Genomic DNA, 13365 nt, shown 5'->3' with positions numbered 1-13365 from the left:
CGATGACCCTGCGATTTGTTCGGCGCTGCTCCTGCCAAGTCTTCCTCGCCGCCATGCTGGCCGCGATGCTCGCGGCCTGTGCCGCCGGGCCGCAGCCGCGGATCATCCGCGCCGAGGACCGCGGCACGGGCGCCGCCCCTGCCGGCAAGGCCGCCGATGCCGATGCCGCCGCCACGCCCGCCGGTGACGACGAGGCGCAGCAACGCGAGGACGGCCGTCCGCAGCCGCGCATCCGCCGCGGCAGCGGCCGGGTGATCGACAGCGCCGCCGCCGCCGCGCCGCTGCCGGACATCGGCGCCACCAGCGGCGAAGCGCGTTTCAATTTCGAGGGCGAATCGCTGCACGCGGTGGTGAAGGCCATCCTCGGCGACCTGCTGGGCCAGAACTACACCATCGCCCCGGGCGTGCAGGGCACCGTCACCTACGCCACGCCCAAGCCGGTCAGCGCCGCGCAGGCGCTGTCGGTGCTGGAGATGATCCTCGGCTGGAACAACGCGCGGATGATCTACAGCGACGGCCGCTACAGCATCGTGCCGTCCGACCAGGCGCTGGCCACCGGCGTGGTCACGCCGCGCACCGGCTCGCCGGAGGCCGCCCGCGGCTTCGAGTCGCGCGTGGTGCCGCTGCGCTACATCTCGGCCACCGAGATGGAAAAGCTGCTCAAGCCGTTCGCGCGCCCCAACGCCATCGTCACCGTCGATTCCGGCCGCAACGTCATCACCATCGCCGGCACCCGCGCGGAGCTGGAGAACTACCTGCGCACGATCCAGATCTTCGACGTCGACTGGATGTCCAGCATGTCGGTCGGCGTGTACCCGCTGCAGTCGAGCAAGGCGCAGAAGGTCGTGACCGACCTGGAGAAGGTCTTCGGCGAACAGAGCAAGTCGCCGGTCGCGGGCATGTTCCGCTTCATGCCGCTGGAAGGCGCGAACGCGGTGCTCGCCATCACCTCGCAGCCCGACTACCTGGACGACATCCAGGAGTGGATCGAACGCATCGACGGCGCCGGCGAAGGCGTGCGCCTGTATTCCTACGAACTGAAGTACGTCACCGCCAAGGAACTGGCCGCGCGCCTGAGCGAGGTCTTCGGCGGCAGCGGCGGCCGCGGCGGCGGCAACGACGACGGCGGCGGCTATTCGCTGATCCCCGGTGGCCAGGCCGCGGTCATCAGCGGCGGCGACGGCGGCAGCAAGGACGGCGGCTACGACGGCAGCGGCATCAATCCCGGGGGCAGCAGCGGCAGCCTCGGTAGCGGCAACAGCGGCGGCGGCCTGGGTGGCGGCGGACTGTCGCTGAGCCCGGCGCAGGGCGGCAACAGCAGCGTTACCCTGGAAGTCGGCGGCGACAAGGTCGCGGTGTCGGCGATCCAGGAAAACAACACCCTGCTGGTCCGCGCGACCGCGTCGGCGTGGCGCTCGATCCTCGACGTGATCGAGAAGCTCGATGTGATGCCGCTGCAGGTCCACATCGAATCGCAGGTGGTCGAGGTCACGCTGGGCGGCGAGCTGTCCTACGGCGTGAGCTGGTTCCTCGAGAACGCCACCACCGAGAACGGCCTGCCCGACGTCACCAGTCCCGGTGGCGTCACCCCGCCGAAGTGGAGCACGCTGGGCGCGAGCCTCGGCGGCGGCAAGGCCGGCCCGGGCCTGGCGTGGACGCTGATCCAGAACGACGCCGCGGCGATCATCACCGCGCTCGACAAGGTCACCGACGTGCGCCTGCTGCAGACCGGTTCGGTCCTCACCCGCAACAACTCCGAAGCCACGCTCAACGTCGGCAGCCGCATCCCGGTGACGTCGGTGTCGGTGAATCCGGTGCTGGGCAACAGCAGCTCGGTCAGCCAGGTGCAGTACCTCGACACCGGCGTGATCCTGAAGGTGCGTCCGCGCGTCACCAAGGACGGCACGGTGTTCCTGGACATCGTGCAGGAGGTCAGCTCGCCTGGCTCCGACGCCGACGCCAACGGCAACGTGCGCATCAACACCCGCCGCCTGAAGACCGAGGCCGTGACCAGCAGCGGCGACACCGTGCTGCTCGCCGGCCTGATCCAGGAAGGCACCACGCGCGGCTCGTCGGGCCTGCCCGGCCTGAGCCGCATCCCGGTGCTCGGTGGCCTGTTCGGCCACCAGACCAGCAACCAGGACCGCACCGAAGTGGTGGTGCTGCTGACCGCGACGATCATCCGCGACCAGAACGAGCTGCGCACGATGACCGACGAATACTCGCGCCGCTTCCGCGCGATGGATCCGCTGCCGCCGCCGAAGGGGCTGAAGCCGCTCCCGGCGCAGCCGCATCGCTGAGGCCGGGCGTCCGCCGACGGGGATGAGCGGGCTGCCGGTCGTGCTGGTGCCGGTGGGCGTCGACGACGACGCCCTCGACGCTTGTCTGGCGGCGCTGGACGCCGGCACCCCCGCGGGCACGCGGGTCTGGCTCGCCGACGACGCCCAGGCCGGGCCGCGCGGCCGGGCGGTGATCGAACACTGGCTGGCCCGCACGCCGCTGCGGGCCGACTGCACCCGGCGGCCGCGCCCCATCGGTCAGGCCGCCCACCTCGACGAAATGCTCAAGGCCTGCGGCGATGCCGACGTGCTGCTGCTGGCCGGCGATGCCGTGCCGCTGCCGGGCTGGGCCGAGCGCCTGGTCGAATGCGCCGCCCGCGATGCCGCCATCGCCACCGCCACGCCCTGGTGCAACGCCGGCGAGACCGCCGCATGGCCGCGGGTGGGCGAGGTCGGCGCGGCGCCCGACGATCCCGCGCGGCTGGCGCGCGCCGCCGCGTCGCTGCCGGCGCACCATCCCGAGCTGCCGTCCGCGGTCGACCACGCGCTGTTCCTGCGCGGCCGCGCGCGGGCGAAGGCCGGCGGCCTCGACATCCAGAGCTATGCCTCGGCCTACGCCGCCCTGGTCGACCTGTCGCTGCGCATGGCCGGGCTCGGCTGGCGCAACGTGCTGTGCGAGACCGCGTTCGTCGCCCGCCGCGGCGAGGGCATCCCGCTGGACGACGACGTCGCGACCCTCGGCGTGCGCTGGCCCGGCTGGCCCGCGCGACTGGCGCAGTTCCTGATGCAGGACCCGCTGCACGGGCTGCGCGAGGCGCTCGGTCGCGCCCATGCCGACGCGGCGCTGCGCACGCAGCCCGACCTGTTCGGCGGCGCCGACGACGCCGGTGGTACGCCATGACCTCAGCGGACGGCATCGCCGTCGTCGTCGTCACCTACCAGAGCGCCGAGACCATCGACGCCTGCCTGTCGCGGCTGCGCGCCGCCGACGGCGTGACCTGCATCCGCGTGGTCGACAACGCGTCCACCGACGGCACGCTCGATGTCGTGCAGCGCCACGCGCTGGCCGATCCGCGGCTGCGCTTCATCGGCAATCCCGACAACTCCGGCTTTGGCGTGGCCTGCAACCAGGGCGCCGCGGACGCCGGTGCCGACGCCGGCTGGCTGGCCTTCGTCAATCCCGATGCGCTGGTCGAACCCGACACCCTCGCGCGGCTGCGCGCGCATGCGTCGCGCGCGTCGTGTCCCATGCTGCTCGGCGCCGACCTGGTCGACGAGGCCGGCGTGCGCGACGAGGCCGCGCGCCGGCGCGATCCCGACTTCGCCGCGATGCTCACGAATCGTGCCGCACGACGTCTCGGCGTCGCCATCGAGGCCGACGTGGCGCTGCAACCGGTGCAGGCTGTGTCCGGCGCGCTGATGCTGCTGCCGCGGACGTTGTTCGAGCGCATCGGCGGCTTCGATCCCGGCTACCGGCTGCATGCGGAGGACCTCGACCTGTGCCGCCGCGCGCGCGACGCCGGCGCACTCGTCGCGGTCGCCAACGACGTCCGCGTCGTGCACGTGCGAGGCGTGTCCAGCCGCAGCCGGCCGCTGTTCGTCGAATGGCACAAGCACCGCGGGCTGGCGCGGTATTTCCGCCGGTTCGAGGCGCCGCGGCGCGGCCTGCCGGTGCGGCTGGCGGTGTACACGATGATCTGGACGCGGTTCCCGTTCGCCGCGTTCTCGGCATGGCGGCGGGCACGATGATGAGGCGCCGCGTGCAGGCGTGGCGGACGTGCGCGCTGCTCGCGTTCGCATGGCTCGCGCAGGCGCAGGCCGCCGCGCCCACGGCGTTCGACGATTTCACCCGCGCCGATCGCGCCGAGATCGACCGCCTCGTCCGTGACGTCTGCCGCCGCGACGTCGTCGTGCTCGGCGAGGATGCCAACCACGGCGCCGCGCGCTCGGTGCAGGTGAAGATCGCGATCACGCAGCGCCTCGTCGCGCGCTGCGGTTTCCGCGCGGTGCTGTTCGAGAGCCAGGTGTACGACGTGCTCGACTACGCGCACGTCGCCGCGGACGGTCGCGCCGACGTCGCGATGCTCGCCGACGCCGTCGGCCCGGTGTGGTCGCGCATGCCCGAGACGCGGCCGCTGCTCGACTGGCTGCACGGCGAGGTCGTCGCCGGCCGGCTGCGCGTCGGCGGCATCGATCCGCAGGTCGGTGGGCGTACCGGCCGCTACGCGAAGATGCAGCTCGGCAGCGCGTTGGCATCGACACTGGCCGAGCCCCGGCGCACGGACTGCGCACGCGAATTCGATCGCCACGATCGCTGGCAGTACGACGACGCGACGCCGTTCGACGCCGATGCGCAGGCACGGTTGCGCGCGTGCAGCGACGCCGTACGCGCCGCGCTGGCGGCGCAGGGCGCGGATACGGCATCGGATCTCGCCGGCATGGCCGCGGCGTACGGCCGCTATCTCGACATGGCGCTCGACGGCAACGGCGACCGCCGCGACCTCGGCATGGCCGAACTCGTGGCCTGGCATCGCGCGCGCTGGCCGCGCGGCACGCGCGCGATCGTGTGGTGCGCGACCGTGCACGCGGCGAAGCGGCTCGACAACATCGCGCCGGCGATGGTGCCGATGGGCACGCATCTCGCCAGCACGTACGGCGATCGCGTCGCCGCCATCGGCTTCAGCGCGGCGGGCGGCGCGTTCGGCGACTTGTCCGGCGCGGTGCACGCGCTGCCTCCGGCAGCCCCCGAAGCGCTGGAAACGGTCGCGCTGGCGGACGCGCGCGGCGACCTGCGTTATCTCGATCGCCGCTGGCTGCGTCGCCACGGCGTGATGTCCGCGCGACCGATCAACGACCGCATCGTCCATGCCGCGGCATGGGCCGATGTGCTCGACGGCATCATGGTCTTGCGCGAGGAGCGCGCGCCGGCAGCGCCTGAATAGCGCTTGCTGTTCGGTAGAGCGGCCTTGAGGCCGCTGCTCTTGCTCTGGTCTCGTGATGGCAGCGGCCTGAAGGCCGCTCTACCAGTGCGTGCATGGCTTTTGGCTGGCCGCTCTACCGAGAGTCTTCAGCGATGCCGGTTGATCTCGTCGCGCAGCGTGCGCGCGGCGTGCGCTGCTGCGGCGGCGTAATCGTCGCCGGCGGAGGCGTAGAGGATCGCGCGCGAGGAGCTGACGATCAGGCCGGTGCCGTCGCGGGTGCGGGCGTTCGACACCACGGCCTGCACGTCGCCGCCCTGCGCGCCGATGCCCGGCACCAGGAACGGCACGTCGCCGACGATCGCGCGCACTTCGCGCAGCTGGTCCGGCCACGTCGCGCCGACGACCAGCGCGCAGTTGTCGTTGTCGTTCCAGTCGCGGGCGATCTTCTCGGCCACGTGCTGGTACAGCGGACGGCCGCCGATGACCATGTCCTGCAGGTCGCCGGCGCCGGGATTGGACGTGCGGCACAGCACGACCACGCCCTTCTCGGTGCGATCAAGGAACGGCTGCACCGAATCGCGGCCGAGGTACGGATTCACCGTCACCGCGTCGGCGCCGTAGCGGTCGAACGCCTCCGCGGCGTAGTGCTGCGCGGTGCTGCCGATGTCGCCGCGCTTGCTGTCGAGGATCACCGGGATGTCCGGGTAGCGGAAGCCGATGTGCAGGATCAGCATCCGCAGCGCCTCCTCCGCGTGCGCCGCGGCGAAATGCGCGATCTGCGGCTTGAACGCGCAGACGTAGGGCGCGGTGGCGTCGACGATGTCGCGGCAGAAATGGAAGATCGCGTCGGGATCGTGGGCGAACCTCGCCGGGAACTTCGCCGGCTCGGGATCGAGCCCGACGCACACGAGCGTGTCGGCGCCATGCCAGCGGTCCCGCAGGCGGTCCATGAAGCTGCGCATCGGTTCGGTCGTCATCGGGTCCCCGGAAGGCTCATCTTTTCAAAGTCGGATGTCGGGCGGTAGCGCGCCGGGGCGAGTCGGCGGCGGCGATGGCGCGAACTGTGTGGGCGGTCGCGTTCCGGATGGGATGCGTTCGGCGGTCAGCGTCTCGTGCACCGAATCGAAGCCGTCGATTCGCCTCCTCTGCATCGTCATCCCGGCGAACGCCGGGATCCCGCTTTCCGCGCCTGTCAGGCGCGGGATCCCCGCCTGCGCGGGGATGACGGATCGGCAAGGGCGCCCGCGCGATGCGCGGGCGCGCCGACCCGTCACTTCAGCGCCTTGAACCGCAGACGGTGCGGCTGGGCGCCTTCCTCGCCGAGGCGGCGCTTCTTGTCGGCCTCGTATTCGCGGTAGTTGCCCTGGAAGAACTCGACGTGCGAGTCGCCCTCGAACGCGAGGATGTGGGTCGCGATGCGGTCGAGGAACCAGCGGTCGTGGCTGATGACGAAGGTGTTGCCCGGGAACTCCAGCAGCGCGTCTTCGAGCGCGCGCAGGGTCTCGATGTCGAGGTCGTTCGACGGTTCGTCGAGCAGCAGCACGTTGCCGCCCTGCAGCAGCGTCTTCGCCAGGTGCAGGCGGCCGCGTTCACCGCCCGACAGCGAGCCGACCATCTTCTGCTGGTCCTGGCCCTTGAAGTTGAAGCGGCCGATGTAGGCGCGCGACTGGATCTCGACGCCGTTGATGTTGAGGATGTCGAGGCCGCCGGAGACTTCCTGGAAGACGTTGTGGTTGCCTTCCAGCTTCTCGCGGCTCTGGTCGACGTAGGCCAGCTTCACGGTCGGACCCTTGATGATCTCGCCCTTGTCCGGCTTCTCGATGCCCATCAGCATCTTGAACAGCGTCGACTTGCCGGCGCCGTTGGGGCCGATGATGCCGACGATCGCGCCCGGCGGCACCAGCATGTCGAGGTTGTCGATCAGCAGGCGGTCGCCGAACGACTTCGACACGCCCTTGAACTCGATCACCGAGTTGCCCAGGCGCTCGCCCGGCGGGATGAAGATCTCGTTGGTCTCGTTGCGGCGCTGGTAATCGACCGACTGCAGTTCCTCCAGGCGGGCGAGACGGGCCTTGCCCTTGCTGCGGCCGCCCTTGGCGTTCTGGCGCGACCATTCCAGTTCGCGCGCGATCGCCTTCTGGCGCGCCTTTTCCTGGTTCTCTTCCTGCTTGAGGCGCTCGTCCTTCTGGACCAGCCACTCGGTGTAGTTGCCCTTCCACGGGATGCCGCGGCCGCGGTCGAGTTCAAGGATCCACTCGGCGGCGTTGTCGAGGAAGTAGCGGTCGTGGGTGACGGCGACCACGGTGCCCGGGAAACGGGCGAGGAACTGTTCCAGCCACTCCACCGACTCGGCGTCGAGGTGGTTGGTCGGTTCGTCGAGCAGCAGCATGTCCGGCTTCTGCAGCAGCAGGCGGCACAGCGCGACGCGGCGCTTCTCGCCGCCGGAGAGGTTGGCGATCTTGGCGTCCCACGGCGGCAGACGCAGGGCGTCGGCCGCCACTTCCAGCTGCTGTTCCAGCATGTGCGCGTCGCCGGAGGCGAGGATGGCTTCGAGGCGCTCCTGCTCCTTCGCCAGCGCGTCGAAGTCGGCGCCTTCCTCGGCGTAGGCGGCGTAGACCGCTTCCAGCGCGGCCTGGGCCTGCAGCACTTCGCCCACGCCTTCCTCGACGGATTCGCGGACGGTCTTGTTCGGATCGAGTTCCGGCTCCTGCGCCAGGTAGCCGACCTTGATGCCCGGTTGCGGGCGGGCCTCGCCCTGGAAGTCGGTGTCCACGCCGGCCATGATCTTCAGCACGGTGGACTTGCCGGCGCCGTTCAGGCCCAGCAGGCCGATCTTCGCGCCCGGGAAGAACGACAGCGAGATGTCCTTGATGATCTGGCGCTTCGGCGGCACGATCTTGCTGACGCCGTTCATGGTGTAGATGTATTGCATGGGGGCTCCGGGCGTTCGCGGCGCCGGCCGGGTGGCAGGCGACAGCGCCCTGCGCGCGGCAGGGCGGGGATGGGCGGTTCGGGATTGCGGAATTATCGCCGGAATCGCCCGGTGCCCGCCAGTTTCGGGCCCGGTCGGGCCGGGCTTCGGTGGCCCGGGGGGGCGGGCGGGGGCTACAATTCCGCTCCCCACGCCGCCCCTGGAGCGCCGATGTTCCCGCGCGATGCCCGCATCGAAGGTTTCGATCCCGAACTGGCCGCGGCGATCGCGGCCGAGAACCGCCGTCAGGAAGACCACGTCGAACTGATCGCCTCCGAGAACTACGCCAGCCCGCGGGTGATGGAAGCCCAGGGCAGCCAGCTCACCAACAAGTACGCCGAAGGCTATCCGGGCAAGCGCTACTACGGCGGCTGCGAGTACGTCGACATCGCCGAACAGCTGGCGATCGACCGCTGCAAGCAGCTGTTCGGCGCCGATTACGCCAACGTGCAGCCGCACTCCGGCTCGCAGGCCAACCAGGCCGTCTACTTCGCTCTGCTGCAGCCGGGCGACACCATCCTCGGCATGTCGCTGGCGCATGGCGGCCACCTCACCCACGGCGCCAAGGTCAACGCCTCCGGCAAGCTGTTCAACGCGGTGCAGTACGGCGTGAACGACCAGGGCCTGATCGATTACGACGAAGTCGAACGCCTCGCCCTCGAACACAAGCCGAAGATGGTCGTCGCCGGCTTCTCGGCGTATTCGCAGGTCGTCGACTGGGCGCGCTTCCGCGCCATCGCCGACAAGGTCGGTGCGTATCTCTTCGTCGACATGGCGCACGTCGCCGGCCTCGTCGCCGCGGGCGTGTACCCGAACCCGGTGCCGCACGCGCACGTCGTCACCTCGACCACGCACAAGACCCTGCGCGGCCCGCGCGGCGGCATCATCATCGCGAAGGCGAACGAAGAGATCGAGAAGAAGCTGCAGTCGATCGTGTTCCCCGGCATCCAGGGCGGCCCGCTGATGCACGTCATCGCCGCCAAGGCCGTCGCCTTCAAGGAAGCGCTGGAGCCCGAGTTCAAGGCCTACCAGCAGCAGGTCGTGAAGAACGCGCAGGCGATGGCGGACACCGTGATCGCCCGCGGCTACAAGATCGTCTCCGGCGGCACGCAGAACCACCTGATGCTGGTCGACATGATCGGCAAGGGCATCACCGGCAAGGACGCGGAAGCCGCGCTCGGCCGCGCCCACATCACCGTGAACAAGAACGCGGTGCCGAACGACCCGCAGAAGCCGTTCGTGACCTCGGGCCTGCGCCTGGGCACGCCGGCGGTGACCACCCGCGGCTACCTCGAGCAGGACTGCATCGACCTGGCGAACTGGATCTGCGACGTGCTCGACGCCCCGAACGACGAGGCGGTGATCGCCCGCGTGAAGGCGAACGTCGAAGCGCAGTGCCGGAAGTACCCGGTCTACGGTTGATGGCATGTTGTCCGCAGGGCGGGTCTTGACCCGCCATTGCGACACCGCCGATACGGTTGCGACGGTCGCAGCAGCTCCGGTCGTTGCTTCTTCCGCCGGATCCGTTGCAACGGCGGGCCAAGGCCCGCCCTACATCCAGCGAATCTCCTGATGCACTGCCCCTACTGCCAGCACGAGAACACCCGCGTCATCGATTCGCGCGTCAGCGAAGACGGCGCGACGATCCGTCGCCGGCGCGAGTGCGAGGCCTGCGGCGAGCGGTTCAGCACGCTGGAAACGATCGAACTGAAGCTGCCGGCGATCATCAAGAGCGATGGCCGCCGCGAGCATTTCGACGCGCGCAAGCTGCGCCACGGTTTCGACCGCGCGCTGCACAAGCGGCCGGTGTCGGAAGAGCAGATCGAGGCCGCGGTGCGTGCGGTGGTGCATCAGCTGCGCATGACCACCGAGCGCGAACTGCCGTCGCGCCGCGTCGGCGAGTTCGTCATGGCCGAGCTGCGCAAGCTCGACCACGTCGCCTTCGTCCGCTTCGCGTCGGTGTATCGCGCGTTCGAGGATGTGGCCGACTTCCGCGAGGAACTCGATCGCCTCGAACGCGATCTGCCGGGGGAAGGCCAGTTGCCGCTGCTCGCCGGCGGCGACGTGGTGCCCTTCGACCGCAATGCGGACCGCCGCGGCGGCGACAAGGACAAGAAAAAGAAGTGAGCGCGATCCTGCGCTGCGCGACGGCTGCGGCGCTCGTTGCGCTGGTGGCCGTGTCGCCTGCGTTCGCGGCCGATCGCCTTGCCGGTCATTACTACCTCAACGGCATGACCGAGGTCGGTTCGGAGCTGCTGCTGCGCGACGACGGCCGTTTCGAGTGGTTTCTCGCCTACGGGGCGATGGACCAGACCGCGTCCGGGCGCTGGACCGAGACCGATGGCCGCGTGGTGCTGACGACCGAGCGGCCCGCGCAGGACGCGCCGCTGTTCCACCGCGACGGCGCGATGCCGTGGGACGAGGACACCGAGGATCGCCTGCGCGACATGGAGGCCGATGCGGCGGAAGCCGCGGCCTACGCGCGCTGCCCGTTCCTCGACGTCGCGGACGCCGTGTCCGCGCCGCCGTTCGCCGGCGACACCGGGGCCGAACCGTCGCCGCAGGCGTTGGCGCAGGCCGCGCACGAGGCGCTGGCCGCATTCGCCGCGGCGCGAACCGGCGCCGAATCTGCGGCCGACTTCGCGATGGCGGCGCGGGCGCGCGCCGACGCGGCCCCTCGCGATGCTGCGCTGCGCACCGCCGCGGATGCGGCGATGGCGCAGGCCGTCGATGCGATGTCCGCCTATCGTGCCGCCGAGACCGCCGTCCGCGAAGCGTTCGACAACGCCGACCTCGATCGCCCGGAGATGCCGCCGCCGCGCGTGCCCGCCGTGTGTGCGTTGCCACCGGCGCGCGCGCCCGGCCTGCCGACCGGCGTGAAGCCGGGGCAGGGGCTGGGCGTCGTGGTCGGCGATCCGAAGGCCGGCCTGCGGTTCTCCGGCATCCGCGTCGCGTTCGAATTCAGCGATGGCCGCCACGAAGCGCGCGTGACCAATCGCGGCGGCTGGGCGCTGCTGCGGCCGCGGCCCGGTGCCGCGCTGCGCCGCATCGTGCTGCGGGGTGCGGACGCTGCGGACGGCGAGGGCGGCCTGCCGGTGGTCGAGCAGGCCTTCGACGTCGATCCCGCGCAGGGCGACGTCGTCATGATCGCGCTCGACAGCGCGCGGCTGGTGCCACCGATGTTCGACACGATGACGCTGCGCATCGACGGCGATGCGCTGGTGCCGACCTGGCCCGATGGCGACGAACGGGGACGCTATGTCCGTGAATGAAGGCATGCCGGCGTTCACCGCCGTCGACCACGCGATGATGGCGCAGGCGCTGCGGCTGGCCGAGCGCGGCGCGTACACCACCAAACCCAATCCGATGGTCGGCTGCGTGATCGCGCACGGCGGCACCGTCGTCGGCGAAGGCTGGCACCGGCGTGCCGGCGGCCCGCACGCCGAAGTGTTCGCGCTGGAGGCCGCCGGCGAACGCGCGCGCGGCGCCACCGCCTACGTCACGCTGGAGCCCTGCGCGCACACCGGTCGCACCGGGCCGTGCGCGGACGCGCTGATCGCCGCCGGCGTCGCGCGCGTGGTCGCGGCGATGCGCGACCCGTTCCCGCAGGTCGATGGCGCCGGCTTCGAGAAACTCCGCGCGGCCGGCATCATGGTCGGACACGGACTGATGGCCGACGCTGCGCGGCGACTCAATCGCGGTTTCTTCTCGCGCGTCGAGCGTGGCCGCCCGTGGGTGCGCGTGAAGCTGGCGACCAGCCTCGATGGCCGCACCGCGCTCGCGAACGGCGATTCCAAGTGGATCAGCGGCGAGGCCTCGCGGCGCGACGTGATGCACTGGCGCGCGCGTGCCGGCGCGCTGCTGACCGGCGCCGGCACGGTGATGGCTGACGATCCGCAGCTGACCGTGCGTTTCGACGGTGCCGACGTGCCGGAGTTCGTGCCGCCGCTGCGCGTCGTGCTTGATCCCGGGCTTGCCACGGTGATGCGCCATCGCGTTCGCGAGGGCGATGCGCCGACGCTCTATTTCCACGCGCCCGACGCCAAGCCGCCGCGCGGCATCGATCTCGTGCGCGCGGCAGTGCCGGTACGCGCCGGCGCGCTCGACCTGCCGGCGGTGCTCGCGGCGCTGGCCGCGCGCGACGTCAACGAGGTGCAGGTCGAGGCCGGTGCGCGGCTGGCCGGCGCGCTGCTGCAGGCGCAGTTGGTCGACGAAGTGCTGCTCTACGTCGCGCCGGTGTTGCTGGGCGGCGACGCGCGGCCGCTGTTCGACGGTCTCGACATCGCCGACATGACGCAGCGCATGGCGCTGAAGGTCGTGGAGACGCGCCGCTTCGGCGACGATCTCCGTCTGTTGCTGCAACCGGAGAGTGGGGCATGAGCGACGCCGGATTCGCCGATCATTTCTCCGCCGCGGCCCAGCGCTACGCCAGCGCGCGGCCGGTGTATCCGCCGGCCTTGTTCGACTGGATCGCCGCGCTCGCGCCCGCGCGCGACCGCGTGTGGGAAGCCGGCTGCGGCAGCGGCCAGGCCACGCAGGGGCTGGCGGTGGTGTTCGATGCCGTCCACGCCACCGATCCCAGCGACGCCCAGCTCGCACTGGCGCCGAAGCGCGACAACGTGCACTTCGCGGTGGAGCCGGGCGAGCGTTGCAGCCTGCCCGATGCCAGCGTCGACGCGGTCTGCGTGGCGCAGGCACTGCACTGGTTCGATCGCCGCGCGTTCCTCGCCGAAGCCGCGCGCGTGCTGCGGCCGGGCGGCGTGGTCGTGGCCTGGGGCTACCAGGATCTCGAAGTGCCGCCGGCCTTGCAGGAATCGGTGGGCGCATTCTCGGCCCGCATCCGCGATGCCTGGCCGGCGGAACGCTTCCTCGTCGATCGCGCCTACGTCGACTTCAAGCCGTTGTTCGCTGCGCCGCCGTTCGACCTCATCGACACGCCGCCGCTGCCGGTGCGCGAGATCGTCGTCGACTGGCCGCTGTCGCGGATGCTCGACTATTTCTCCAGCTACTCCGCGGTGAAGCGCTACCGCGAGGCGCACGGGGTCGATCCCGTGGCCGTGCACGGCTGGGCGATCGCCGCGGCCTGGGGTGACGCGCCGACGCAGCGGATGCGCTGGCCGCTGTTCGCGCTGGCGGCACGCCGGCAGGGCTGAGCCGCCGCTGCAGAACCCGGACGCCCGGCGTTCCCCGTGCG

General features: G+C 71.1%; 11 protein-coding genes. 9 read left to right on the top strand and 2 right to left on the bottom strand.

Annotated features, from left to right (window positions below; all coding sequences use genetic code 11):
• The first annotated feature begins 2 nt into the window (after positions 1-2).
• From gspD to ACT53R_RS04395, 4 genes are read left to right on the top strand one after another with little or no spacing between them, the layout of a single operon-like run.
• Complete coding sequence (gene gspD / locus ACT53R_RS04410) at positions 3-2300, top strand: type II secretion system secretin GspD (protein ID WP_476170621.1); 2298 nt, start codon at positions 3-5, stop codon at positions 2298-2300.
• Positions 2301-2322: 22 nt separating this feature from the next.
• A complete protein-coding gene (locus ACT53R_RS04405; RefSeq protein WP_476170620.1) occupies positions 2323-3180 on the top strand; it encodes a glycosyltransferase family 2 protein in 858 nt (285 codons plus the stop codon).
• A complete protein-coding gene (locus ACT53R_RS04400) occupies positions 3177-4028 on the top strand; it encodes a glycosyltransferase family 2 protein (protein ID WP_476170619.1) in 852 nt (283 codons plus the stop codon). Before ACT53R_RS04405 ends, ACT53R_RS04400 begins: the two co-directional genes overlap by 4 nt.
• The gene (locus ACT53R_RS04395) at positions 4025-5221 is read left to right on the top strand and encodes an erythromycin esterase family protein (RefSeq protein WP_476170618.1); all 1197 of its coding nucleotides are present in this window, start codon (positions 4025-4027) and stop codon (positions 5219-5221) included. The genes ACT53R_RS04400 and ACT53R_RS04395 overlap by 4 nt, the downstream gene beginning before the upstream one ends.
• 125 nt (positions 5222-5346) lie before the next feature.
• Here the strand turns inward: ACT53R_RS04395 and pyrF are convergent, their stop codons facing one another.
• Positions 5347-6177, bottom strand: coding sequence for an orotidine-5'-phosphate decarboxylase (gene pyrF, locus ACT53R_RS04390; protein WP_476170617.1), 831 nt, complete (start codon positions 6175-6177; stop codon positions 5347-5349).
• 293 nt (positions 6178-6470) lie between these two features.
• Positions 6471-8132, bottom strand: coding sequence for an energy-dependent translational throttle protein EttA (ettA, locus tag ACT53R_RS04385; protein ID WP_476170616.1), 1662 nt, complete (start codon positions 8130-8132; stop codon positions 6471-6473).
• 210 nt (positions 8133-8342) lie between these two features.
• Here ettA and glyA point away from each other — a divergent pair, with 210 nt between their 5' ends.
• The 5 genes from glyA to ACT53R_RS04360 all read left to right on the top strand — a co-directional run bounded on the left by glyA (position 8343) and on the right by ACT53R_RS04360 (position 13324).
• Complete coding sequence (glyA, locus tag ACT53R_RS04380) at positions 8343-9593, top strand: serine hydroxymethyltransferase (RefSeq protein ID WP_476170615.1); 1251 nt, start codon at positions 8343-8345, stop codon at positions 9591-9593.
• 150 nt (positions 9594-9743) lie between these two features.
• Positions 9744-10298, top strand: coding sequence for a transcriptional regulator NrdR (nrdR, locus tag ACT53R_RS04375; protein ID WP_476170614.1), 555 nt, complete (start codon positions 9744-9746; stop codon positions 10296-10298).
• On the top strand, positions 10295-11443 hold the full coding sequence (locus ACT53R_RS04370; RefSeq protein ID WP_476170613.1) for a hypothetical protein: 1149 nt from the start codon (positions 10295-10297) through the stop codon (positions 11441-11443). The genes nrdR and ACT53R_RS04370 overlap by 4 nt, the downstream gene beginning before the upstream one ends.
• The gene (gene ribD / locus ACT53R_RS04365) at positions 11430-12551 is read left to right on the top strand and encodes a bifunctional diaminohydroxyphosphoribosylaminopyrimidine deaminase/5-amino-6-(5-phosphoribosylamino)uracil reductase RibD (protein ID WP_476170612.1); all 1122 of its coding nucleotides are present in this window, start codon (positions 11430-11432) and stop codon (positions 12549-12551) included. The genes ACT53R_RS04370 and ribD overlap by 14 nt, the downstream gene beginning before the upstream one ends.
• Positions 12548-13324 (top strand): class I SAM-dependent methyltransferase, encoded by a 777-nt coding sequence (locus tag ACT53R_RS04360; RefSeq protein WP_476170611.1) that lies wholly within the window; start codon positions 12548-12550, stop codon positions 13322-13324. Before ribD ends, ACT53R_RS04360 begins: the two co-directional genes overlap by 4 nt.
• Positions 13325-13365 lie beyond the last annotated feature (41 nt).

This window comes from Lysobacter sp. DMC104, from assembly GCF_056313665.1.
Note: the sequence above shows the minus strand (reverse complement) of the source record. Positions and strands in the feature narration are given on the sequence as shown.

Coding starts and splice junctions, on each gene's coding strand:
- ACT53R_RS04360 (WP_476170611.1), top strand. CDS start 12,548: ATGAGCGACGCCGGATTCGCCGATCATTTCTCCGCCGCGGCCCAGCGC.
- ACT53R_RS04395 (WP_476170618.1), top strand. CDS start 4,025: ATGATGAGGCGCCGCGTGCAGGCGTGGCGGACGTGCGCGCTGCTCGCG.
- ribD (WP_476170612.1), top strand. CDS start 11,430: ATGTCCGTGAATGAAGGCATGCCGGCGTTCACCGCCGTCGACCACGCG.
- glyA (WP_476170615.1), top strand. CDS start 8,343: ATGTTCCCGCGCGATGCCCGCATCGAAGGTTTCGATCCCGAACTGGCC.
- ACT53R_RS04400 (WP_476170619.1), top strand. CDS start 3,177: ATGACCTCAGCGGACGGCATCGCCGTCGTCGTCGTCACCTACCAGAGC.
- ACT53R_RS04405 (WP_476170620.1), top strand. CDS start 2,323: ATGAGCGGGCTGCCGGTCGTGCTGGTGCCGGTGGGCGTCGACGACGAC.
- ettA (WP_476170616.1), bottom strand. CDS start 8,132: ATGCAATACATCTACACCATGAACGGCGTCAGCAAGATCGTGCCGCCG.
- pyrF (WP_476170617.1), bottom strand. CDS start 6,177: ATGACGACCGAACCGATGCGCAGCTTCATGGACCGCCTGCGGGACCGC.
- nrdR (WP_476170614.1), top strand. CDS start 9,744: ATGCACTGCCCCTACTGCCAGCACGAGAACACCCGCGTCATCGATTCG.
- gspD (WP_476170621.1), top strand. CDS start 3: ATGACCCTGCGATTTGTTCGGCGCTGCTCCTGCCAAGTCTTCCTCGCC.